Annotated in this window: 13 protein-coding genes; 8 read left to right on the top strand and 5 right to left on the bottom strand. The window is 70.5% G+C overall.

Features of this window, described 5'->3' with window-relative positions; all coding sequences use genetic code 11:
• Position 1: 1 nt before the first annotated feature.
• Both OIE47_RS31375 and OIE47_RS31370 read right to left on the bottom strand, forming a co-directional pair.
• Complete coding sequence (locus OIE47_RS31375) at positions 2-5557, bottom strand: non-ribosomal peptide synthetase/MFS transporter (protein ID WP_326558141.1); 5556 nt, start codon at positions 5555-5557, stop codon at positions 2-4.
• A complete protein-coding gene (locus OIE47_RS31370; RefSeq protein WP_326558140.1) occupies positions 5554-8715 on the bottom strand; it encodes a non-ribosomal peptide synthetase in 3162 nt (1053 codons plus the stop codon). The genes OIE47_RS31375 and OIE47_RS31370 overlap by 4 nt, the downstream gene beginning before the upstream one ends.
• Before the next feature lie 601 nt (positions 8716-9316).
• On the opposite strand from OIE47_RS31370, the gene OIE47_RS31365 reads away from it, so the two are divergent.
• Positions 9317-10576 (top strand): glutamate-cysteine ligase family protein, encoded by a 1260-nt coding sequence (locus OIE47_RS31365; RefSeq protein WP_326558139.1) that lies wholly within the window; start codon positions 9317-9319, stop codon positions 10574-10576.
• Between the two features lie 114 nt (positions 10577-10690).
• Entirely contained in the window at positions 10691-11122 is a 432-nt protein-coding gene (locus OIE47_RS31360; protein WP_326563293.1) for a YchJ family protein, read from the top strand.
• Here OIE47_RS31360 and OIE47_RS31355 read toward each other — a convergent pair.
• Positions 11108-13903 (bottom strand): ATP-binding protein, encoded by a 2796-nt coding sequence (locus tag OIE47_RS31355; RefSeq protein ID WP_326558138.1) that lies wholly within the window; start codon positions 13901-13903, stop codon positions 11108-11110. The genes OIE47_RS31360 and OIE47_RS31355 overlap by 15 nt on opposite strands.
• A gap of 182 nt (positions 13904-14085) precedes the next feature.
• Between OIE47_RS31355 and OIE47_RS31350 the strand changes: the two genes are divergently transcribed.
• The 3 genes from OIE47_RS31350 (at position 14086) to OIE47_RS31340 (ending at position 17009) form a co-directional block, all read left to right on the top strand.
• Positions 14086-14901, top strand: a complete 816-nt coding sequence (locus tag OIE47_RS31350) for an alpha/beta hydrolase (RefSeq protein WP_326558137.1) — start codon at positions 14086-14088, stop codon at positions 14899-14901.
• Positions 14898-15689: an MBL fold metallo-hydrolase gene (locus OIE47_RS31345; RefSeq protein ID WP_326558136.1), complete on the top strand. Its 792-nt coding sequence runs from the start codon at positions 14898-14900 to the stop codon at positions 15687-15689. Before OIE47_RS31350 ends, OIE47_RS31345 begins: the two co-directional genes overlap by 4 nt.
• Positions 15690-15890: 201 nt before the next feature.
• Positions 15891-17009: a hypothetical protein gene (locus OIE47_RS31340; protein ID WP_326558135.1), complete on the top strand. Its 1119-nt coding sequence runs from the start codon at positions 15891-15893 to the stop codon at positions 17007-17009.
• Between the two features lie 75 nt (positions 17010-17084).
• On the opposite strand, the gene OIE47_RS31335 is transcribed toward OIE47_RS31340, so the two are convergent.
• Together OIE47_RS31335 and OIE47_RS31330 are read right to left on the bottom strand one after the other, a co-directional pair.
• Positions 17085-18287, bottom strand: a complete 1203-nt coding sequence (locus tag OIE47_RS31335; RefSeq protein ID WP_326558134.1) for a hypothetical protein — start codon at positions 18285-18287, stop codon at positions 17085-17087.
• Entirely contained in the window at positions 18280-18843 is a 564-nt protein-coding gene (locus OIE47_RS31330) for a SigE family RNA polymerase sigma factor (RefSeq protein ID WP_326558133.1), read from the bottom strand. The genes OIE47_RS31335 and OIE47_RS31330 overlap by 8 nt, the downstream gene beginning before the upstream one ends.
• Before the next feature lie 132 nt (positions 18844-18975).
• Here OIE47_RS31330 and OIE47_RS31325 point away from each other — a divergent pair, with 132 nt between their 5' ends.
• From OIE47_RS31325 to OIE47_RS31315, 3 genes are all read left to right on the top strand, one after another.
• On the top strand, positions 18976-20121 hold the full coding sequence (locus tag OIE47_RS31325; RefSeq protein WP_326558132.1) for a MalY/PatB family protein: 1146 nt from the start codon (positions 18976-18978) through the stop codon (positions 20119-20121).
• A 463-nt stretch (positions 20122-20584) separates the two neighbouring features.
• Positions 20585-23251 carry a M14 family metallopeptidase gene (locus tag OIE47_RS31320; RefSeq protein WP_326558131.1) on the top strand — a complete coding sequence of 889 codons (2667 nt, stop codon included), beginning with the start codon at positions 20585-20587 and terminating at the stop codon, positions 23249-23251.
• Between the two features lie 102 nt (positions 23252-23353).
• Entirely contained in the window at positions 23354-24079 is a 726-nt protein-coding gene (locus tag OIE47_RS31315) for an amino acid ABC transporter ATP-binding protein (RefSeq protein ID WP_326563292.1), read from the top strand.
• Positions 24080-24090: the final 11 nt, after the last annotated feature.

The raw sequence follows: 24090 nt of genomic DNA, 5'->3' as shown, positions 1-24090 counted from the left end.
GTCAGCCGCCGCTCCCGCTGCCCTGGTGGGAGCCGGCGGCCGTACGGGACTGCACGCGGGCGGTCCAGTTGCTCAGCCCGACGAGGTCGTCCGGCGGCGCGTCGGGTACGTCGTCGTCGAACCGGGCCAGGGTACGCACCCGCAGCGACACCGCGACCACCACGGCGACGCAGACGGCGAGCAGGATGTAGAGCAGCCCGGTGCCCCGCCCCGGCCCGACCCCGATCACCTGTCCGACGGAGTCGGCGAGCGAACCACCGGGCAGCAGCAGCGGCTCGAAGCGCGGCACCAGCAGTGGGGCGATGACCGCCTGACCGAGCGGCATGGTCGACAGGGCGATGACCATGTTCAGGGCGATGACCCGGGCGTGCAGTCGCTGCGGGACCTTGGTCTGGATGATGGTCAGCCAGATCCCGTTGATGACCGACAGCGACAGCGACATCCCGAGTGCGCCCGCGGCGACAACCGCGACGCTGGGGCGCAGCCCGGTTACCAGGCCACCGGCGGCGAACGCGAACGTGAGCAGCAGCATGCCGCGCATCCGCCGGTGCCGGGGGCCACCCCAGGCGGTCATGATCAGACCGCCGACGACCGCGCCGACCCCGCCCGCCAGCGACACCTGCGCCACCGACTCCAGCGGGGCGAACGCCAGGACCAGCGGGGAGAGCAACAGGAACAGCGGTGCGAGGAAGAGGTTGAACGCGGCGAAGAAGAGCACCATGGCCCGGAAGCTGCGGTGCTGCACGGTGTACCGCAGGCCGCCGGTGATCTCGGCGAGCAGGCTCTCCCGGCGTCGGCGGGCCATCGCGCGGGGGAACTTGACCAGCACCAGCACCGTGATCGCGAACAGGTAGCTGCCCAGGTCGATGAGGAGGATGCCGCCCAGACCGATGGTGGCGATCAGGCCGACCGCGACCAGCGGTACGAGGAACTGGGCGACACCGCCGCCGAGTTGGACCATCCCGTTGGCGTGGCCGAGATAGCGCTTGGGTACGAGCTGCGGCACCGCGGACATGTACGCCAGTCGTTGGAAGGTCAACGCGACCGACAGCCACCCGACGAAGGTGTAGATGTGCCACGGTTGGAGCTGGTCGGTCCAGTAGAGGGCGGCGAACGAGGCGATGGCGGTCAGCGCGGCGAAGTCACCGGCGAGCATCGCGCGGCGACGGTCACTGCGGTCGATGATCGCACCGGCGACCGGGGCGGCCAGGATGCCCGGCACCTGACCCAGCACCGCGAACAGCGCGAACCGGATCAGGGACCCGGTCTCGAGGTAGGTCCAGAGCGGCACCGCGAAGGTGGTCAGCGCCGACCCGATCCCGGAGATGAGCTGCCCGGCGGCGACGGTCAGGAAGCGGCCCATCCCCGGCTGTTCCGTGGTTACCGCAGCCGTCGGCTCGGCCCCCCGGGAGACCGCGGTGACCTGCCACGACAGGTCCGGGTTGTACGCGGGAACGGGCTGTTCGAGTTCCCGGTCGACGGCGGTGATGATGTCGGCGACCTCGTCGGCGCGGAACTTGGCGAAGTAGTGCCCCGCCTCCTGCAACACCACCAGGGCGGTGGTGTCGCTGAGGAAGTGCCATTCCCGGTACCGCTCCTGGTGGTACTCCGTACCGGGGTCGCGGTCGCCGACAATGCTGATGATCGGCGTACGCAGCGGGGTGGCGTGCTGGTGGAGCAGCTCGGTGAAGTAGTTCTCGGCGGCCTCACCGTCGTGGCGCATCGCCCGGATCAGGAACCGCTGCTGCTCGGTGTCGAGCGCGCCGAGGTCGGCCCCCATGCCCTGGAGCCAGTTGGCGTAGACCCGGTCGCCGCGCAGCCGTTCGCCGAGGCGGAGCCGGGTGAGCCGGCCGAGCACCCCACCGACCGGTCGGGCGAAGGGGAAGATCCCGCCGAGGTAGAGCGCGTCCAGCTCCCGACCGGCCTCTTCCAGCCGGCGGGCGACCTCCACCGCGAGCGCCCCACCGGGGCCGCAGTGTCCGTACACGACCAGGGGTCCGGTGATCGTGTTCAGGATCTCCTCGGTGAGCCGCTGTGCGGTCACCTCGATCGGCTCGATCTCCTCGGCCAGTCCGATGTCGTGTCCGGGTACGGCGACCGCGTACAGGCTGTGGCCGTCCGGGAGGGCGTCGGCCAACGGCTGGTACACGACCGCGTTCGCGCCGCCGTACGGGACGCAGACGTACGAGCGTTTCCGGGTCCCGCTCGGGGGTCGGCTCAGCTCGTGCAGCAGCCGGTCGGCCGGTTGCCCGGACTCACCGGTGGCGAGCAGGGCGAGTTCGCGCACCGTACGACACCGGAACAGGTCCATCACGCTGATCGGCCGCTCGGTGGTGAGCGTACGACGCAGCCGGGCCACCACCTGGGTGGCGAGCAGCGAGTGCCCGCCGAGGTCGAAGAAGTCGTCCAGCGCGCCGACCCGCTCGACCTCCAGGACCTCCTGCCACACCTGGGCGATGGCGGTCTCGACCGGCCCGTCCGGCGGGACGTGTTCGAGCCCGGAGGCGGCGGTCGCGGCCACCGGTTCGGGCAGCGCCCGCCGGTCGACCTTGCCGTGGTCCTGCAACGGCAGCCGGTCCAGCCAGACGAACTGGTTCGGGATCATGTACTCGGGCAGGGTGCCGGCGAGCAGCCGGCGCAGCGTACCCGGATCCGGGTCGGTCGGGGCCGACCCGTCGTCGGCGGCCTCGCGTTGCAGGTAGCCGACCAGCCGGTCACCGCGCAGCATCGCGACCGCCGCGCTCACCCCCGGGCAGTCGACCAGTGCCGCCTCGACCTCGCCCAACTCGACCCGGTAGCCGCGCAGCTTGACCTGCCCGTCGCGCCGGCCGAGGAACTCCAACTGCCCGTCCGGGCGCCACCGGGCCAGGTCGCCGGTGCCGTACATCCGCGCACCGGGCTCGGTCGCGTACGGATCGGGCCGGAACCGCTCCGCGGTCAGACCCGGCTGCCCGAGGTAGCCCCGGGCCAGCCGGTCCCCGCCGAGGTACAGCTCGCCCGGCACGCCGACCGGCACCGGCCGCATTCGTTCGTCGAGCACGTACACCCGGGCGTGCGGCAGCGGTTTGCCGATCGGTGTGGTGCCGGTGCCGGTGTCGGACGCCTCGACCCGGTAGGTGGTGACACCGACGGTCGCTTCGGTCGGGCCGTAGTGGTTGATCACCGCAGCCGGACCGGCGGCCAGGCCGGCGGCCCAGTCCAGCCGGGACGCCTCCCCGCCGAGGAGCAGCGCCTTCGCCGGCACCAGCCGCTCGGACGGGACCTCGACCGCCAACGCGGCGAGGTGCGAGGGCGTCATCTTGAGGTAGTCGATGCGCTGTTCGCGCAGGTAGTCGGCGAGTTCGTCGCCGGTGCACCGACGGGGCACCAGGTGCACCGCGCCGCCGCTGGCCAGGCCGAGGTAGAAGACGGTGACCGCGAAGTCGAAGGACAGCGACTGGAGCAGCGCCCAGCGGGCCGCCGGCACCACCCCGATCTGCGCGGTGACCCCGTCGAGGTAGTTGCGCACCTGCCGGTGGGCCACCGCCACGCCCTTCGGCCGCCCGGTCGAACCCGACGTGAAGATCACGTAGGCGAGGTCGTCCGGCGCCGCGACCGGTTCCGGCGCGAGCGGACTGTGCCCGGCGATCTCGTCGCGTACCTCGTCCAACCGGACGGTGGCGACGGACTCGAACCGGTCCGCCAGGTCGGACGTGGTCAGCACCAGCGCCGGTCGGGCGTCGGCCATGATCGTGCCCAGCCGGGCCGGGGGCTGTTCCGGATCCAGCGGTACGTACGCGGCGCCGGCCCGCAGCACGCCCAGCAACGCCATCGCCAGTTCGGCCGACTGCTCCAGGCAGACCCCGACCAGCGATCCTCGGGTCACGCCGTGACCGCGCAGCCAGGCCGCCATCCGGTTTGCCCCGGCATCGAGGTCGCGGTAGCTGGTGGCGACACCGTCGTGGACGATCGCGGGTGCGTCCGGGGTCGCGAGGACGTGCGGGGCGATCACGTCCGCGAGGGTGCCGTCGGCCGGTTGCGGTGCGGGCGCTCCGGTCCCCAGACCGAGTACGGCCGACCGTTCCGCCTCCGTCATCAGGTCCAGGTCGGCCAGGGGGGTGTCCGGCCGGGCGACCGCCGCGGCGAGCAGCCGGCGGTAGTGCTCGGCGAACCGGGCGACTGTGTCGGCGTCGAACAGTTCACTGCGGTAACCGAAGGATCCGCGTACGCCGTCGGGATGCTCGTCCACGTACAGCGACAGGTCGTGCTTGGTCGTGGTGACCGGGCTACCGAACGGGAGCCGTTCCAGTCCGTCGGGCCACTCCCCCGCCGACCCGCCGGTGTTGTGCATCCCGAAGAGCACCTGGAAGATCGGCGACCGGCTGGTGTCCCGTTCGACGTTCAGGTCCTGCACGAGCCGTTCGAACGGCAGCTCCTGGTGGCTCAGCGCCTCCAGGACCCGGTCCCGGGTCTGGGTCAGGAGCTGCGCGAACGTCAGCTCGGTACGGAGATCGGCCCGTAGCGGCAGCATGTTGACGAACGGCCCGACCAGCCGCTCCAGTTCGGGGCGGACCCGACCGGCGACCGGTGAACCGACGGCGAAGTCCCGCTGCCCGCTCAACCGGTGCAGGAGCACGTGCAGTCCGGCGAGCAACGTCATGAACAGGGTCGCCCCGTGTTCGCGGCCGAGCGACCTGAGCCCCTCGACCAGGTCGTCCGGGAACCGGACCTGGTGACCGTCGCCGCGCCACCCCGGCTGCGCCGGGCGGGGACGGTCGACGGGTAGGTCCAGCGGCGGCACTCCGTGCAGCGCCTGCCGCCAGTACGCCAGGTCGCGTTCCGCCGCCGGGCCGGCGAGCCGTTCCCGCTGCCAGGCCGCGTAGTCGCCGTACTGGATCGGCATGGGTGCGGGGGCCGGCGCCTGGTCGAGCCGGGCGGCGTAGAGCGCGGCCCAGTCGGCGAAGAACACCGGCCAGGACCACCCGTCGCCGACGATGTGGTGCATCGCGACGTGCACCACGTGGTCGTCCGGGTCGAGTTGCACCACCATCGCCCGCAGCAGCGGCGCCACGGTCAGGTCGAACGGTCCGCAGTCGCGGGTGGTCAGGGTCTGCGCCTGGTCGAGCGGGTCCGCGCCTGCCTCCGGGTCCACCGGTACGACGCGGAACGGCACCTCCACGCGTTCGACCACGACAGCCGACACCCGCCCGCTCTCGTCCACCGGGAACCGGGTACGGAGCGTGTCGTGGCGCCCGACGACGTCTTCCAGCGCACTACGGAGGGCGTCGAGGTGCAGCCGTCCGCGCAGCCGTACCGCGCCGCGCATCACGTACGCGTCCGTGCCGGGTTCGAGCTGTTCCATGAACCAGAGGCGTTCCTGCCCGAACGAGATGGGCGGCTCCACACCGTCCGGCAGTCGCGGGATCTCCGGTGCCCGTACCGCCGCCCCGGCTCCCTTGCGTAGCCGCTGGGCGAGCAGGGCCCGACGTTGCTCCGACAGCCGCTCCGTACGCGCCCGCGCGGCCGGCGCCAGCACCGGCGCGGAGTCGCTGTCCACCTGGTTCTCGAGGTCGGTCACGGGTTCACATCCCCGTCGAGCAGCCGGACGACCTCGTCGTCGGAGAGCTGTTCGAGGTCGGTGACGAGGAGTTCCTCGAGCACGGCCGCAAAGGCTTCGACGGTGGAGTGGACGAACAGTGTCCGGATCGGTATTTCCATTTCGAGTGCGGCGCCGAGTCGGGCGACGGCTCGGGTGGCGAGCAGGGAGTGGCCGCCGAGGTCGAAGAAGTCGTCCAGCGCCCCGACCCGTTCCCGTCCGAGCACCTCACCCCAGGTGGCCGCCACCAGTTCCTCGACTTCGGTGGAGGGTGGGACGTGCTCGCGGGCGTCGGAGTCGGGGAGTTCGGTGGGTAGGTTGCGTCGGTCGATTTTGCCGGCGGTGTTCAACGGCAACGCGTCCAACACCATCACCTGCCCCGGAACCATGTACCCCGGCAATGCCTCCGCCAGATACGACCGCAACTGCCGCCCCGACGGCACCTCACCCGACCCCGCAGGTGACACGTAACCCACCAGACGGGCATCCTCTCCCTTGCCCGCCACCACCACCGCCGCCTGACCGACGAGGGGATGCTCCACGAGACGGGCCTCGACCTCACCCAACTCGATCCGGTACCCCCGCACCTTCACCTGATGGTCCACCCGACCCAGGAACTCCAACCCCCCACCCCGCAACCACCGGACCCGGTCCCCCGTCCGATACAACCGCCCACCCGGCGCCCCGTACGGATCAGGAACGAACCGACCAGCGGTCAAACCCGCCCGCCCCACGTACCCCCACGCCACACCCGCCCCACCAATGACCAACTCACCCGGCACCCCGACCGGCACCGGCCGCAACCCCCGATCCACCACATACACCTGCGTGTTACCGATCGGCGCACCCAACGACACCGACCCCACACCCACCGGCACCTCGGCAAGGGTGGACCAGATCGTCGTCTCCGTCGGCCCGTACACATTCACCAACCGCGACACCCGCGACCGCAACTCCCGACCCAACCCCACCGGCAACTCCTCACCACCGGTCAACCCCACCACCGACGGGAAATCGAACCCCGCATCGAGCAACATCCGCCACCCCGACGGCGTCGCCTGCACAAACGACACCCCCTCCGCCCGCACCAACCGCACAATCGCCGCACCATCCTTCACCCGCTCCTCCGGGACCAACACCAGACGGGCACCGACCACCAACGGAAGGAACAACTCCAACCCACTGATGTCAAACGACAACGACGTCAACCCCAACCACACATCCGACGAACCAGAACCCAACGCGTCCCGCATCGACAACAACAGGTTCGTCAACGCCGAATGCGGCACCCCCACACCCTTCGGCCACCCCGTCGACCCCGACGTATACAACAAATACGCCAACGCACCCGGATCAACCGACTCCGCAAAGGGCTCGGCGGACTCCGCCTCGATCTCCACCGCATCCCGGTCCAACCAGAGAATCCGCTGCGACCCGCCGTCACCGGTTGTCGTCGCCAGGCTCTCCTGTGTCACGAGATGCCCCGCGCCGGAGTCCGAACGCAGCCACGACATCCTGGCCGGCGGCAACCCCGGATCCAACGGCAGGTACGCCGCGCCACACCGCCACACCGCCAGCAACGTCGCCACCAGGTCGGGCGTCCGGTCCAGACACACCCCCACCACCGAACCCGGCGCCACCCCCGACCGCCGCAGATACCGGGCGATCCGATTCGCCCGCTCGTCCAGCCCCCGATAGCTGAGGGAACCCACCGCGAGCGCGTCCGGCGCAGCCGCGACCCGCGTCCCGAACAACGACCCAACCGTCCCCGAGTACGGCCGACGCGGACCCTGACCCCGCGCCAGCACCGACCGCAATCCGACCGCGTCATCCATCGGCAGCTCCGACACCCGCCGATCCACATCCTCCGTACACGCCCGCAACAACACCTCGAACCGACGCAACATCGCGCTGACCGTCTCCGGGGTGAACAGCGCGGTGTCGTACCTGGCCGTCATGGCCAGCCCGTTAGGGGTCATCCAGGCGTCCACCACCAGGTCGAACAGGGTCTGCACCACGCCGACGGTGAACGGTGCGCCCTGCACTCCGGGTAGCACGTCCAGTCCCGGCTGGCCCTGGGTGTGCAGGACGAACATGGTCTCGAACAACGGCGTACGACTCACGTCGCGGGTCACGTCCAGCTCGCTGACCAACCGCTCGAACAACACCTCCTGGTGTCCGTACGCGTCCAGGGCGGTGTCACGGGTTCGCCGGAGCAGCTCCCGTACGGTGGGGTCGCCGGAGAGGTCACCGCGCAACACCAGGGTCTGGATCAGGCAGCCGACGAGGGACTCCAGCTCGGCGCGGGAGCGCCCGGCGCTGGCCGTACCGACACAGACGTCGTCCTGACCGGCGTGCCGGCCCAGCAGCGCCTGGTAGCCGGCGAGCATCACCATGAACAGGGTGCACCGCTGGCTCTGCGCCAGCCGTTGCAGCCGGGCGGTGAGGTCACCGTCGAACTGGTGTCGTACCTGCGCCGTGCGCGAGGTCTTGAACAGCGGGCGGGGCAGGTCGGTCGGCAGTGCCAGGGTGGGTGCGCCGGCGAGCCGTTCCCGCCAGTACGCGAGATCCTGCTCCACCTTCCCCGCCGGCTGGTCCGCCTGCTCACGTACGTAGTCCGCCCAACCGACCGCCAGCGCCGGCAGGTCCGGTACGCCACCGTCGACCAGGGCGCCGTAGGCCGTACGCAGGTCGGCCATGAGGATCGTCACCGAGCTGCCATCGAAGATCACGTGGTGGACGACCACCAGCAACACGTGGTCGTCCTGGCCGAGGGTCAGCAGCACCGCCCGGATCAGCGGTCCACGGGCCAGGTCGAAGCTGGTGTCGAAGACCTGCCGCCCGATCTCGCGGGCCCGGTTCTCCCGCAGCGACTCCGGCTCCGCGGTCAGGTCGACGCGTTCGAGGTCGAACGGGCCGGGATCGGCGATCACCTGCACCGGGACACCGGCGCGGTCGAGGATGGTGGCGCGCAGCGCCTCGTGCCGGACGGTCACGGCGGCGAAGGCCCGGGCCAGCAGGTCGGCGTCGACCTTTCCCCGCAGCCGGCTGGCGTAGGTGACGTTGTTCGGCTGTCCCGGATCGAACCGGTCGAGGAACCACAGCCGTTCCTGCGCAGGCGACAGCGGTAGCTCAATCATGGTTCGCCACACTCCCCATTCGATCCGTCAGACACACGCCCGGCACACCACGGCCGGGGCGGGCTCCACGAGCCGCCCCGGTCGGAGGGTGTTCGAGCGTGATGAGCGCAGTCGACGGAGTGGGCGCCGGTGCCATACGGGCGCATACCGGCACAGGCCTCTCCATTCCATTGTCGACGGTGGCCGTTCTGGCTACTGCCAAGGAACCCGGCGCACTTCGACAAGTATCTGTTTGCCGGTACCGGCTCGGACCATCCTTCGAGAAAGCGCATTCCGATGACCATTTGGCCGATCCCGAGCGCCGGTCGATGGACCAGGATGAGTCTCGTCGCCGACGGGGCGACCTCCGAAGTGGGTGCCTCGTGCCCGAACGGGCCAGGCGGCACGCCGGGTTCCGCCGTTCACCCGCGCGAACCGACTGTTCACCGGCAGTTGGTCCGCGGCAGCCTGGACACCCGAGCGGCGCAGCCCGCTAATGGAGATCGCCTCCAGCCACCGGGTGCCCGGCCCGGCGAGGGGCAACCTCCCCTCCACCCGTACCTTCGTGTCCTGCGGCTGCGCGCGGCCGGACACCGGGACCCTGCACCCATCGGAGTCCGCCGTGGACGCTGCTGTCCTCACGGAGGCGACAGCCACCGCCTACGTCGCCGCCGCCGGCTACCGGGTCGGCCCCGTCGGTCGCGTCGGCGTCGAACTGGAGTACGTCGTGCGGGACCCTGCGTACCCGCTCGACCGCCCACCGACGGCCCGCCTGTACGCCGCACTCGCCCACCTCGGTGACCCGCTGCCCGGCGGCTGCCGGATCAGCGTCGAGCCCGGTGGCCAGCTCGAGCTGTCCTCGGCCGTCGGCGCGGGGCTGCAGGACTGCGTCGACGCAGTCGCCGACGACCTCGCCCTGGTCCGGGCCGCTCTGGGCGCGGACGGGCTCCGGCTCGACCCGACCGGGCTGGACACCGGACGGAAGCCCCGGCTCGTCACCGAACACCCCCGTTACCTCGCCCTGGCGGCGTACCACGACCGTACGGGTGCGGCCGGCCGGACCGTGATGTGCAACACCGCGTCGGTGCAGGTGTGTCTCGACGCGGGGGACGAGTCCGCAGGGTGGCGCGGGTACCGCCGCCGGTGGCGGCTCGCCAACGCGATCGGTCCGGTGCTGCTCGCCGCGTTCGCCAACTCGCCGTACGTCGGCGCCTCGGGCACCCGCTGGGTGTCGTACCGGCAGGCGCTGCGGTTCGGCACCGACGCGAGCCGTACCCGGGCACCCCGTGCCGCCGCCGATCCCCGTACCGCCTGGGCTCGTTACGCCCTCGACGCGCGGGTGGCGGTGATCGCCCGACCCGACCCGCTGCCGTGGCTCGTACCGGCGGGCGGCCTGACCATGCGGGACTGGCTGGCCGGTCACGGCCCCCGACCGGTCACCCTCGACGACCTGGAGCGGCACCTCGCCACCCTGGTACCGCCGGTACGCCCCCGGGGGTACCTCGAATTCCGCATGATCGACCAGCAGCCGGGTGACGGCTGGGTCGTGCCGGCGGCCGTGACCACCGCGCTGCTGGACGACCCGACCGCCGCACACGCCGCGGCCGAGGCGACCGCACAGCTCGGCTACCTACGCCCGCAGCGGGCCTGGCTGACGTCGGCACGCGAGGGCCTGGGCAACCCGGCGCTGCGCTCCGCCGCCCTCACCTGCTTCACCGCCGCGGCCGACGCCCTGCCCCGGCTCGGCGTCTCGGCTCGGGTCCAGGCAGCCGTGAGCGACTTCGTCGACCGGTACGTCGCGCCGGGCCGCTGTCCCGCCGACGACATCGCGGCGACCGGCAACCGGATCCACCTTCCCCGGTCCGTGAGCGCCCGGGCTTGAGCACGGGACCGCCCCCGAACCCGCCTTCCGAAAGCGTCCGGCTCGACTCCCCGGCGACCGCCCGTCCGGGTCCGGTCACGACCAGCCGGTACTGTCCGTCACAATGAGCCGGTGGTGAAACGCGGTGCTGCCCGGAAGGCGGTCGACAACTCGACCCGACCCTGCCCCTGCGGCTCGACCCGGACGTACGGTGACTGCTGCCGCCCGCTGCACCGGGGAGAGACGACCGCGGCGACCGCCGAGCAGCTCATGCGGTCCCGGTTCAGCGCCTTCTCCGTCGGCGACACCGCCTACCTGCTACGGACCTGGCACCCCACCACCCGCCCTGCTCGACTGACCCTCGACCCTCGGCAGCGGTGGACGCGCCTCGATGTCGTCGACACCGATCGGGGCGGCCTGTTCGACACTGCGGGTACGGTCGAGTTCCGCGCCCACTACCAGGAGTCGGGACAGCCCGACACGATGCACGAGCGCAGTCGTTTTGTCCGCGACGACGGGCAGTGGGTCTACCTCGACGGCGAGACGCCCCGGTCAGTCGGGCAGTGACTGACCGAGGTGGCGGCGCGAGGTGATGCCGAGCTTGCGGAAGACCTTCCGCAGGTGGTAGTCGACGGTGTTGGCGCTCAGGAAGAGATGGGTGGCGATCTCCGGGTTGGTGGCTCCGGCCCTGGCCAGCCTCGCGATGGTCAGCTCCTGCGGGGTGAGTTCGTTCGCGAGCTCCACCGACCGCTGCCGGGCACGTTCACCGGTGGCGACCAGTTCCTGCCGGGCCCGGTCGGCGAACGCGTTCGCACCCATCTCCTCGAACATGCCGAGCGCCGTACGGAGCTCGTGGCGGGCGTCGCGGCGACGTTTCTGCCGGCGGAGCCACTCGCCGTACAGCAGGTGGGCCCTGGCCAGGTCGGACCGCAACTGGGTCGACTCCAGCCGGTTGATGGCCTCCCGGTAGAGGCCGTCCGCCTCGGCGGGCGACGCGAGCAACGCCTGCGACCGGGCCAGGATACCGTTCGCCGAAGGGGTGCCGCTGACCGTGGCCCGCGTCTCCAGCTCGGCCAGGGTCCGCTCGGCCAACGCCCGGTCGTCGGCGCGGACGGCCGCCTCGACCAGGTCGGGCAGTACCCGGCCGTGTAGGTGGGTCGGATCGGCGTCGACGAGTTCCCGGGCGATCGAGGCCGCCTCGGCATAGCTGCCCCGCGCGATCGCGTAGATCATGTGCGCGATCCGGGCGGTGTCGGCGCTGGCACCCATCCCGATCTGAAGTGATACATCCAGGGTGCGCTGGATCTGGTCCCGGATCTGCGAATCGTCGCCTTCGGCCCGCCAGGCGACGATCTCGGGCATCCGGTAGACCTGCCACTGCTCCGGTGTCACCCCCAGCGCCGAGCGCAGCTGGTGTACGTCGACCAGCAGCGCGTCAGCCTCGGCGAGGTTACCGACCACGACCTCGTGCAGTGACCAGGCGAACAGTACGATGTCGAGTTCGTGCAGCGCCCCGGCCCTCCGGGCGACGTCGGCCGCCCGCCGGAGAATGCCGATCCGGGTCTCGTCGTCCCAGATGATGGTGCAGAAGGAAACACCGACGAGATATCGGGACAGCACCTCCTCGTCGGAGGTCTCGGGCGCCAGCAGCAGGGCGTTCGCCTGGCGCAGCAGGGGCACCGCCGCCGCGTAGTCACCGGCCACCAGGGTGGTGAGCGCGAGGAGTTGGTAGTCGCCGAGCGTGACCGCCTTCGAGGCGTCGATCTGGTCGTGCGCGAAGGCGGCGATCTCGGCGATGGTGGTGTCGACGATGCAACCCGCCGCCGCCATGGCGTGGTCGAACGCGCGCAGGAGCGCGTGGCGGGAGAGTTCCGGCGCGTCCTGGCGGAACTCGGCCGAGGCGGTGAGGAAGATGGCGGCCACCCTTGCCTGGGCCCCCGCGTGGGCGACCGCCTCGCTGCGCACCATGAGCATCCGACCCCGGGCCAGGTGGTCGATCAGAGCGACGTCTATCCCGTCGAGCAGGGACTGGGCGCGTACCGCCGCTCCGGCGTTCAGCGCGGCCTCGGCGGCCGCGAGGAGGCGGCCGGCCCGGATCGACTCGTCGGGGGTCAGCTCCGCAGCACGGGCGAGGAACGTGGCGCGGGCCGCATAACCGCCGCGGGCACCGGCGCGTTCGGCCGCCCGCTCCAGTTCGGCGGCGACGGTCTCGTCCGGGCCGGTCGACGCGGCGGCAAGGTGCCAGGCCCGCCGGTCGGCGTCACCGGACCGGGTCGTCGCGGCGGCGAGCGCGCCGTGGGCAGCCCGCCGCTGTACGCCGAGCGCCCCGCCGTAGACCGCGGATCGGACCAGGGGGTGCCGGAACCTGATGTCGGGCCGCATTTCGATCAGGCGCGCGGACTCGGCCGGGTCGGCGGCGTCCGGCGTGATCCCCAACATCGCGGCGGCGTTCGTCACGTAGTGCAGATCGCCGGCCTGCTCGACCGCGGCGAGCAGCATCCACCGTTGGGTCGCGTCCGGCAGCGACCGCACCCGTTGCAGGTAGTGGGCCTCCAGCCGGGCGCCGAGCGGCAGCGGCTCGAGCAGGAGCGTGCCGCCGATCAGCGGGTCGCTCGCCAGTTCGGTGGCGAGGTCGGTCAGTGCGAGCGGGTTCCCACCGGTCTGCGTCACGATGTGTTCGGCGACCTGGGCGTCGAGCGGTGCGCCGATGACCGTGTGCAGGAGTTCGATCGCGTCGTTCCCGGCCAAACCGGCCAGGTCGATGGTGGGCAACCCGTCCAGCGCGGCCATCTCGGTACCGGTACGGACGGTGAAGACCAGACCGATGCCGTCGGCGTGGATCCGGCGGGCGACGAAGGCCAACGCGTGCAGCGACTCCTGGTCCAGCCACTGGGTGTCGTCGACGCAGCACAGCAGCGGGCTCTGCGCGGCGACCTCGGAGAGCAGTGACAGGGCTGCCAGGCTCACCAGGAACCGGTCGGCGGGTGGTCCGTCGGCCAGGCCGCAGGCGACATGCAGCGCCCTTCGCTGCGACGCGGGCAACGGATGGTCCGTACGCAGGAACGGCACCAGCAGCCGGTGCAGGCCGGCGAACGGGAACTCCGACTCGGCCTCCACCCCGACGACCCGTACGACCGTGAGGTCCTCCGTCGCGGCGACCCGGTCGAGCAGTGTCGTCTTGCCCACACCGGCCTCGCCGCGCAGCACCAGTACGCCGCTCAGGCCGGCCTTGGCTGCCTCGACGAGTTCGTCCAGACGGGCCCGCTCGACATCGCGTCCCACCAATACGGCGGGGTCACGGCCTCGGGCGCCCTCCACCGACGCGCCGCCGTACGTGGTGCTCGACATCGCACAGAGGGTACGCGAAACGCGGGTTTGCGCCGACCCCCGGTGGACACGACTACGTGGTTCACGTCATTCGAAGCCCATGACTACGTAGTCTCGTGATTCGAGGGCGATGTCGGTCCCCGGAGGGTCACAGGAACAGCCGGGTTCCGGCTTCCCGCGCTCTCGACCGATAGGGACCTGACATGAGTACTCCGGACACGATCGTGCTGGTTCACGGTTTCTGGGTGACCCCCAGAAGCTGGGAGAACTGGATCGCGCACTACGAGCAGAAGGGTTACCGGGTCATCGCGCCCGGATACCCGGGCTTCGAGGTGGAGGTCGAGGCGCTCAACGCCGACCCCGCGCCGATCCTGGCGGTGACGGTGCCGCAGATCATCGAGCACATCGAGTCGATCGTCCGGGAGCTGCCGACCCCGCCGATCATCATGGGGCACTCCGCCGGTGGGGCGTTCACCCAGATCCTGCTCGACCACGGGTACGGTGCCGCCGGTGTCGCGCTGAACTCGGCCCCGACCGAGGGTGTCCGGGTCGTACCGCTGTCCCAGGTGAAGTCGACGTTCCCGGTGCTCAAGAGCCCCGCCAACCGGCACAAGACGGTGGGACTCAGCTTCGACGAGTGGAAGTACGCCTTCACCAACACCTTCAGCGAGGAAGACTCCCGGGCGCTGTACGAGCGTTACCACATCCCGGCCAACGGCGGGATCCTGTGGGGCAGCGTGCTGGCCAACTTCCAGCCGGGGCACCAGGACACCTGGGTCGACTACAGCAACGACAACCGGGCGCCGCTGCTGTTCGTCTCCGGTTCCGAGGACCACATCATGCCGCCGGCGATCCAGCAGTCGAACGCCAAGCACTACAAGTCCGACACGGTCACCGAAGTCAAGGAGTACGAGGGCTACGCGCACCTCCTGCCCGCCCAGGAGGGCTGGGAGGAGATCGCCGACTACGTGCTGGACTGGGCGCTGCGTCACGCCAAGGCCGCACCGAGCGCCGGATGACCGACGTACGGATCACGCACATCGGCGGGCCGACCACCCTCGTCGAGGTCGGTGGTTGGCGGCTGCTGACCGACCCGACGTTCGACGCCCCCGGCCGCCGGTACGCCTTCGGCTGGGGCACGTCGTCACGCAAGACGGCCGGGCCGGCGATCGCCGTGGCGGACCTCGGTCCGGTCGACGCGGTACTGCTCACGCACGACCACCACGGGGACAACCTCGACGACGCCGGCCGCGCCCTGCTGCCGGCGGTCGGCACCGTGATCACGACGGAGTCCGGTGCGGGGCGGCTGGGCGGCAACGCCCAGGGGCTACGGCCCTGGGCCGCCACCACGCTCAGCGCTCCGGGCAAACCGACGATCGAGGTCACCGCGACGCCGTGCCGGCACGGCCCGCCACTGAGCGGGCCGATCGTCGGTGACGTCATCGGCTTCGCCCTGGCCTGGGAGGGCCAGCGGCACGGGGTGTTCTGGGTCTCCGGTGACACCGTGCTCTACGGCGGGGTGCGTCAGGTCGCCGAGCGGTTCACCGTCGGTACGGCGCTGCTGCATCTCGGTGGCGTGAAGTTCCCGGTGACCGGCCCGGTGCGGTACTCGATGACCGCGCGCAAGGCCGTCGACCTGTGCCGGGAAGTCCGCCCGCACACGGCGATCCCGGTGCACTACGAGGGGTGGAAACACTTCCAACAGGGCCGCGACGCGATGGAGGCCGAGTTCGCGGCGGCACCCGACGACGTCCGGCGCAGCGTCCGGTGGTTGCCGATCGGCGTACCCGGCGACGTCGACGCCTGACCGGGGTGCACTCCCGGTTCACCTGAGTTGAGCCGGGTACGTTGCCACGGCGGCGGGCGGACCACTGGCGGCGTCGGCCCGAGTGCCGGGCGGACGCCGCCGGTGGTGGTCACCGCGTCGTGCCCCGTCGGCGCGGCCGGAACAGGTACTACGTGCTCGTGATCGGCGGATATCCTGCTCCTTCCGGTGGAGGGAGACGGGGTGGACCGGGCGCGTGTGTGGTGGCGGGTCGGCGATCGGGTACGGCGGCAGCGGCGGGCCTACACCCGTGGCGGCCTGCTCCTGCTCGTCTCGGCGGCGATGCTCCTCGGGGCCTGGCGTACCCGGGGATTCGCCAGCGATCTGCTGCTCAACCTCGGCGCGAGCGTCGTGTTGGCCGCCATCTCGTACGTCATCTTCGACCCGCTGTTCGAGGAGGCCCGCAAGGCGCGGGTGCAGGAGCATGTCAGCTTCGACCAGAAGGCGTTCATCGACGTGCTCGCCCGCACCGGCCGGCGGGTACGCATCCTCGACACCTGGACGATCCTGCTCGAACTGGGCCACCGCGAGCAGACGTTGCGAGCCGTACGCGCGGCGCTGGAACAGGGTGCCCTGATCCAGGTGCTACTGCTCGACCCGGACTGCGCGGCGGCCCAGCAGCGTACCGAGGAGTTGGAGAAGCAGCACGTCAACGTCCCCCGACGGATCAAGGAGAACCTGCGCCACCTGTACTCCTTCTGGGCCTCCCTCGAAGGCCACCTCCGGTCCCGGCTACAGATCCACATCTACGACGCGTCACCGTCCATCCAGCTCTACCAGTGGGACGGACAGGCCCTCATCTCCTTCTTCCCGATCGGCAAGCTGTCGTTCAACGTGCCGCAGTTGGAAGTGGACATGGCCAGCCCGTGGGGGGAGTTCGTGCACGCCCGGTTCGAGGAGTTGTGGGGGCACCACCAGGCGACCCTGAACCTGGAGAGGTACTGGGCGGCGCCGATGACGCTGCGGCACGCCGACTCGGACATGGCCAAGAACCGGGTCCCGTACGCCCTGGTGGACGGGCAGGTCTACGTCGACTGCCGGACGTTCCACCTGACCCGGGACTCGATCGGCACGCTCACGGTCAGGACGCCTCTGCCGCCCCGGGCCAACGGGTCGGGGCCGGGCGAGTTCACCCTGGTCGAGGTCCGCGAGGAGGATCCGACGCCGCTGAGCCTGGTCCGCCGACGATTCCAGGACAAGTACGGCGCGTCCCCGGACCGTCCCGACGAAGGCATGTTGGTACGCCTGGTCCCCTCGGGCGGCGACCCGACCGACCCGCCGCCGCCCGCGCCCATGGGGTGAACGCGGGCGGCGACCGTCCCGCCCGGTGTGCCGTGCCCACCCGGATGGCGATCCACCCGGGCGCATCCCGCACGATCACCTGATCCTGATGTCGATCTGGTTGTCCCAGTCGCCGAAGTCGGGCGCGATCTTGCCCTTGGTGTCGAGGGTACGCAGGGCGAGTGTGCCGCTGGTCGGCGTCTGACCCATGGTGACGATGTGGAAGGTGAGCTTGCGTTCCTGACCCGGCCCGAGTGGCGGCAGTACGCAGTAGAGGTGCTCACCCTCCATCGTGTGCTCCTGGCAGGCGTACCAGCCGGGGCTGGCGCTGGACCCGCCACCGCCGGGGCTCAGCTTGAAGTCGAGTCGGGGCCTGGGGGCGGCGACCGTACCGACGTTGTTCATGGTGATGGTGATCTCGCCGGTACGGGTTCCGCCCTCGTAGGGCGCGCCGTAGACCAGGTCCGTCGCGGTGACGGTGAGGTTCACGTTGTACGGGTTGTCGGGGAAGGCGCGCTCCCCTTCCGACTGGGTGAACCTCTCCCCGTTCCAGGTGTAGCCGCGCCACTGTCGCTGCGACCAGTCCAGGTCCCAACCACCGCCGGGTGCGTAGTCGGCGACCTGGACCCGTACCACGCCGTTGGCGCGCACCTCGACGTCCAGCAGCCACTGCGGGGTTTTCAGGTCGCTCCGGACGACCTGACCGAGGGTGATGATCTTCCCTGCGGGGTCTCGGTCGAAGGCGACCACCTGCGACGGGCCGGCCTGGCCGACCATGCAGCGGACCAGCGCGACGGTCTCGGTCGCCCCGTCGTTGTCGACGTCGCCGTAGGCGGTCGTCACCAGGACGTTGTCCCCGTCGTCGACCGCCTTCGCGGTCAGCTTCGCGCCACTGTCGGGGCAGCCCGGACCGGGCCGCCAGGCGGGCAGATCGACCGTGGCGCCGAGCAGGTCGGTGCGGGAGATCCGGCCGTCCGTCGCTGCTGGTGTGGTCGGTGCCGTGGACGGACTCGGCGTGGGGGTCACCGTCGGTGACGGGGTCGGATCCGCCGTCGTCCCCGTCGTCGGGGACGGGTTCGGCGTGTTGTTGAGGGAGGCGACGGCGGCGACCGGGCCGATGACGAGGACCAGGGCGAGGGCGAGGCCGGTGGTGGTGGCGACCCGTCGGCGGTGCCGGACGGTGGTGCGTACGGCGTCCGGGCCGGGTGGGGTGATCTGGTCGAGCAGTCCGGTACGGAAGGCGGCGAACTCGGCGTCCAGCGCGAAGTCGTCGTACGCGAGGTCGTCGGTGTCAGCCATTGTTCTGCTCCTTGCGGTCGGTCAGCTCGGCGGCGAGAGCGGCGCGGGCGCGGTGCAGCCAGGACTTCACGGTCCCTTCCGCCACCCCTTCCTGCCGGGCGATCTCGGCGATCGACATGTCACCGAGGTGGTGCAGGACCACCGCACGTCGGTGGTTCGGTGGTAACAGGGCCAGGGCGGCGGTCAACGCGACCCGGTCCGGGGTCGGGCCGGCGACGTACTCCTCGCGTTGCCGGCGCAGGTACGCCTGCGCGGTGCGGAGTCGTCGCCACCGGCTGGTGGCGAGGTTCCAGGCGACCCGGCGGACCCAGGCGACCGGGTCGTCGTACCGGACGACCTTGTCCCAGCGGGCGAAGGCCCGGCAGAACGCCTCCTGGACCAGGTCCTGCGCCTGCCCCAGATCCCCCGTGTACGCGCACAGATGCACGGTCATCGACCGGAAATGCGCGTGGTAGAACGCATCGAACTCCACCTTCCCGGGCTTGTTCGGCCGTGTGTCACCGGCCACCGAGCCCGGTGGTGAAGCGTCGACGCCCGGTTCTGTCGTCACCGTCACTCGTTCCTCCCCGTCCGGGCCCCTGCCCGAGGACGTCGGTAACACGTGCCGGCCACGGCACCGGTTGCGTTCGGTCTTGATCGAAGCCCGACAGCGGGCCGGTCGATCACACCTGCGGTAACGTAGGCGGCCGTGACCAGCCCCTTACAGAGACTGTCGCTGGACGATCTCCGTCGCCGGACGAGCGAGAAGTGGCGGCGGTACCCGTCGGACGTCCTTCCGCTCTGGGTCGCCGAGATGGACGTACCGCTCGCGGAGCCGGTTGTCCGGGCCCTGACCGAGGCGATCGCGCTGGGCGACACCGGTTATCCGACGGGCACCACCTATGCCGACGCGCTCGCCGGGTTCGCTCGCGACCGGTGGGGTTGGACGCTGGAGTCGGCGCAGACGCGGCTCGTGCCCGACGTGATGATGGGCATCGTCGAGGTGCTCAGGCTGGTCACCGGCCACGGTGACGCCGTGGTCATCAATCCGCCGGTCTATCCGCCGTTCTACCAGTTCCTCACCAGCATGGGCCGCCGGGTGGTGGAGGTGCCGCTGGACGACCGGCACCGGCTCGATCCCGACGCCCTCGACCGGGCGTTCGAGCGCGCCGTCGCGGGCGGGCGGCGGGTCGCCTACCTGCTGTGCAGTCCACACAATCCCACCGGGACGGTGCACACCCGCGAGGAACTGTCCGCGGTCGCCGACCTGACCGAACGGCACGGTGTACGGGTCGTCGTGGACGAGATCCACGCCCCGCTCGTGTACGCCGGCAAGACCTTCCTGCCGTACCTGTCGCTGCCCGGCACCGGCCGCGGCTTCTCGCTGCTCTCCGCGTCGAAGGCGTGGAACCTGGCCGGGGTGAAGGCTGCGGTGGCGGTGGCCGGGGCGGACGCGGTCGCGGACCTGGACCGGATGCCGCCGGAGGTCGGCGACGGGCCGAGCCACCTCGGGGTGATCGGGCACAGTGCCGCGTTGCGCGCCGGTGGTCCGTGGCTGGACAGCCTCCTGGCGGGCCTGGACGGCAACCGTCGACTCCTCGGGGAACTGCTCGCCGACCAGCTTCCGCAGGTCCGTTACCGGCTGCCGGAGGGCACCTACCTGGCCTGGCTGGACTGCCGGGCACTGGGTCTGCCGGACGATCCGGCCCGGGTGTTCCTGGAGCGGGGGCGGGTCGCGTTGCTGCCCGGCCCCGATTTCGGTCCCGGCGGCGAGGGCCACGTCCGGCTCAACCTCGCGACCTCCCCGGACCTGCTCGCCGAGGCCGTACGCCGGATGGCCGCCGCCGTACGCTGACCGGCCCGGCGCCCCAAGTCAAGATCATCACAACCGTTGCCCAGCCGTTAAATCTGTTGATCTCTATTGCTACCGCGTCCCCCGGACTGGTACTCAATGGGGGAAGCTGATCAACAAACGGCCGGGGAGGTCGCGATGATCGTTGCTGCCCCTTGGCCGACACGCCAGCTCCAAACGCCGATCATCCATACGGGACCGGAGGTCGGTCCCTCCACCGAGGAGCGTGGTCGCGCTCCCCCGGACCGCGGCCTGCTGCATCGGGGCTGATGGCTGTGCTCACCTGTCGCTGTCCGGCGGGCACGGGAGCATCCGGAATCCGGGGCGTCACGACCCGGTCCTCCCGCCAAACGGGGGACCACGCCACGGGTCCACCAGGAAGGACCTACCGCTAGCGGCGCGGAAGACGCTGTCTCCGTGCCAGATGACGGCCGGCCGGCAGACCGGCCACGGAAGGCGAAACCAGATGACGATCAGTGAGACCCCGGGACTGTCCCGCCGCATGCTGCTCCGGTCCACGGCCGCGGCCGGTGCCGCAGCCGCCGCGGCGACCGTGATCCACCCCGACGCGGCCTCGGCCCAACCGGTCGCGACCCGGCCCTACGACGCGCTTGCCGCCGCGAGGGCCGCCGCCATCCCCACCCCGGAGCAGTACTTCGGCTTCCGGATCGGATCCGACGGCAAGCTCGCGACCTGGGACAAGATGGTCCCGTACTTCCAGCTCATCGCCGAGCAGAGCGACCGGGTGACGTACGAGGAGGTCGGCAGGACCACCGAGGGCAACCCGTACGCGCTGCTCACGATCAGCTCGCCGAACAACCTGAACAACCTGGACAGGCTGATCGAGATCAACAACCGGCTGGCCGATCCGCGCGGGTTGTCGCCGACCGAGGCCGAGGAACTGGCCCGCACCGGCAAGCCGTTCTACTTCGTGTACGCCGGCATCCACTCGACCGAGGTCGGCAACTCCCAGGCCACCATCGAGTGGGCGTACCGCCTCGCCTCCGAGCAGTCCGAGTACATCGACCGGATCCTCGACGACCTGGTGATCCTGCTCGTGCCCTGCCAGAACCCGGACGGACTGGTCAAGGTCAACGACTACTTCGTCGCGACGTCGGGGACCAACTACTCGCGTACCTACCCGGACCTGTACCAGAAGTACACCGGGCACGACGACAACCGCGACTGGTTCATGCTGACCCAGATCGAGAGCAACTTCGCCACCCAGATCCAGAACAAGTACCACCCGCAGGTGCTCCAGGACTCGCACCAGGCCGGGTCGGGCGCCCCCCGGATGTTCACCCCGCCGTACCTGTCGCCGTACGACCCGAACATCGACGCGATCACGGTGCAGCAGACCGACGCGCTCGGCCTGGCGATGCAGCGGGGCATGACCGCCGCCGGCATGAAGGGCGTCGGTTGGGGCATGACGTACGACTACTGGACGCCGTCGCGGCAGTACTGCGTCTACCACAACTCGGTACGCATCCTCACCGAGGCGGCGAGCTGCTCGAACCTGGCGTACCCGCAGGTCAGCTCCGGGCCGATCGGCAGCCAGGAGTCGACGATCAGCTTCATCGAGCCGTACGACCAGAACACCTGGACGCTGCGGCAGATCGTCGACTACGTCTCCCAGGCCTTCTACTCCGGCATCGAGGCGGTGGCCTACGACCGGTACAACTGGCTGTTCAACTTCTACCGGGTAGGGGTGAAGGCGGTCACCCGGACCAGCCCCCGCGCGTACGTCATCCCGGCCGGTCAGCGCGACCCGCAGGCGGTCCGGGACACTCTGGACATCCTGTTCAAGGGCGCGGTCGAGGTCCACCAGGCGCAGGCGGCGTTCTCCGCCGGCGGTCAGCAGTACCCGGCCGGGTCGTACGTCGTCTACCTGAACCAGCCCTACGGCGGGTTCGCCAAGACCCTGCTCGAGGTGCAGGAGTACCCGCACCTGCTGGAGTACCCCGGCGGGCCGCCGCAGCGACCGTACGACGTGACCGCGCAGACCCTGCCGATGCTGCTCGGTTTCAAGGCCAACCTCGTCACGGGCTCGTTCTCGGTCACCACCAAGCGGCTCACCGAGATCAAGCCGCCGGCGGTGACCATGCCGGCGGCGCCGCCCAGCACCGGCGCGTACGTCATCGGTCCCGAGTCGTACGGCGTCTTCCAGATCGTGTCCCGGTTGCAGCGCCAGGGCATCCCGACCTTCCGCGCCGCCGCGCAGTTCGTCGACGGTGGCCGCACCTTCCCGCCGGGCACCTTCGTCGTGCCGCCGACCGACGCGGCCCGGCAGATCCTGCAGAACCAGTCCCGCAACACCGGCATCCCGGTCTCCGCCATCTCGGCCGTTCCCCGGATCGAGGGTGTGCAGCTCAAGCCCGGCACCCGGATCGGGATGCTGAAGCCGGCGAACAACCTGCAGTCCGGCTGGCTGATGTGGATCTTCGACCAGTACGGGGTGAACTACTCGGTCGTGAAGGCCCAGGACTACAAGAACCTGGCCGGGAAGTTCGACGCCATCGTCATGCCGCAGGGGGTGAGCAAGAGTTCCATCACCAACGGGCTGAACCGGAACAACTACCCGGAGGAGTGGAGCTGGGCCTTCGGTGTCGGCGAGGACGGCTGGGCGAAGCTGCGTGACTTCGTGACCGGCGGCGGAACCCTGGTCGCCTTCGGCAGCGGGGCGAACACGGCCCAGCAACTGTTCGAGCTGCCGCTGCGGTCGATCCTGCCCGGTGACGAGTCGGTCTTCTACTGCCCCGGCGCCCTGCTCAGCCAGGAGATCGACACCAACAACCCGGTCGCCTGGGGCATGGACCCGCGCAACCCGACCTGGTTCGACGGGGACCGGGCGTACGAGCTCACCGACCCGAACAAGTACCCGGTGCAGGTGGTGTCGAAGTACCCGGCCAGCGGGGAGCAGTTGCAGAGCGGTTGGTTGATCGGCGGCGAGTACCTCAACGGCGCGGTGAACGGCCTGTCCTGGAGCGTCGGCAGCGGCTCCGTGGTGACGTTCGCCAGCGAGATCGCGTTCCGGACCTGGAACCGGGCCGAAGAGAAGATGATCTTCAACGCGATGTACCACGGGCCGGCGCAGAAGCTCACGCCGGACCAGTTCGAACGCCTGGGTCGGTAACACCTCTCCGACCGGGTGGGGCGGGGCCGTTACACCGGCCCCGCCCTGCCCGCCAAAAACCCGCTAGACCAATCTGTAGAGGAGGCTTTGGTGGCCGCTGTCATGGTCGAGCTGCGCGGCGTACGAAAGTCGTTCGGCGACCTCGAGGTCCTCAGGGGAGTCGACCTCACCGTGGCCCCCGGTGAGGTGGTGGCCATCGTCGGCCCCTCGGGCGGCGGCAAGAGCACCCTGCTGCGCTGCGTCAACCTGCTCGAACCGGTCACCGCCGGTCAGGTCCTCCTGGAAGGCGAGGACCTGACCGCAGCCGGCGTCGACCTCAACCGGGTACGTCGCCGCATCGGCATGGTCTTCCAACAGTTCAACCTCTTCCCGCACCTGAACGCGCTCGACAACCTCACCCTGGCGCCCCGGAAACTGCTCCGGACGCCACGGGCCGAGGCCGAGGAACGCGCCCGTACGCTCCTGCACCGGGTCGGGCTGTCGGACAAGGCGAAGGCGTACCCGAGGCAGCTCTCCGGCGGTCAGCAGCAACGGGTCGCCATCGCCCGGGCCCTGATGATGGACCCGCACGTGATGCTCTTCGACGAGGTGACCTCCGCCCTGGACCCGGAACTGGTCAGCGAGGTCCTCGACGTGATGCGCGACCTCGCCCGATCCGGCATGACGATGCTGTGCGTCACCCACGAAATGGGCTTCGCCCGCGAACTCGGCGACCGTCTGGTGTTCGTGGACGGCGGCGTCATCGCCGAGCAGGGACCGCCGGCGGACGTGCTGGACCACCCGCAACACGACCGTACCCAGCAGTTTCTCCGCAAGGTACTGAGATGACCCACGTACGT

It is taken from the genome of Micromonospora sp. NBC_01796 (assembly GCF_035917455.1).
Taxonomy (GTDB): Bacteria; Actinomycetota; Actinomycetes; order Mycobacteriales; family Micromonosporaceae; genus Micromonospora_G.
The sequence above is the reverse complement of the archived record's forward strand: the minus strand, read 5'-3'. Positions and strand labels throughout refer to the sequence as shown.

Coding starts and splice junctions, on each gene's coding strand:
- OIE47_RS31315 (WP_326563292.1), top strand. CDS start 23,354: ATGGTCGAGCTGCGCGGCGTACGAAAGTCGTTCGGCGACCTCGAGGTC.
- OIE47_RS31320 (WP_326558131.1), top strand. CDS start 20,585: ATGACGATCAGTGAGACCCCGGGACTGTCCCGCCGCATGCTGCTCCGG.
- OIE47_RS31335 (WP_326558134.1), bottom strand. CDS start 18,287: ATGGCTGACACCGACGACCTCGCGTACGACGACTTCGCGCTGGACGCC.
- OIE47_RS31355 (WP_326558138.1), bottom strand. CDS start 13,903: ATGTCGAGCACCACGTACGGCGGCGCGTCGGTGGAGGGCGCCCGAGGC.
- OIE47_RS31350 (WP_326558137.1), top strand. CDS start 14,086: ATGAGTACTCCGGACACGATCGTGCTGGTTCACGGTTTCTGGGTGACC.
- OIE47_RS31345 (WP_326558136.1), top strand. CDS start 14,898: ATGACCGACGTACGGATCACGCACATCGGCGGGCCGACCACCCTCGTC.
- OIE47_RS31370 (WP_326558140.1), bottom strand. CDS start 8,715: ATGATTGAGCTACCGCTGTCGCCTGCGCAGGAACGGCTGTGGTTCCTC.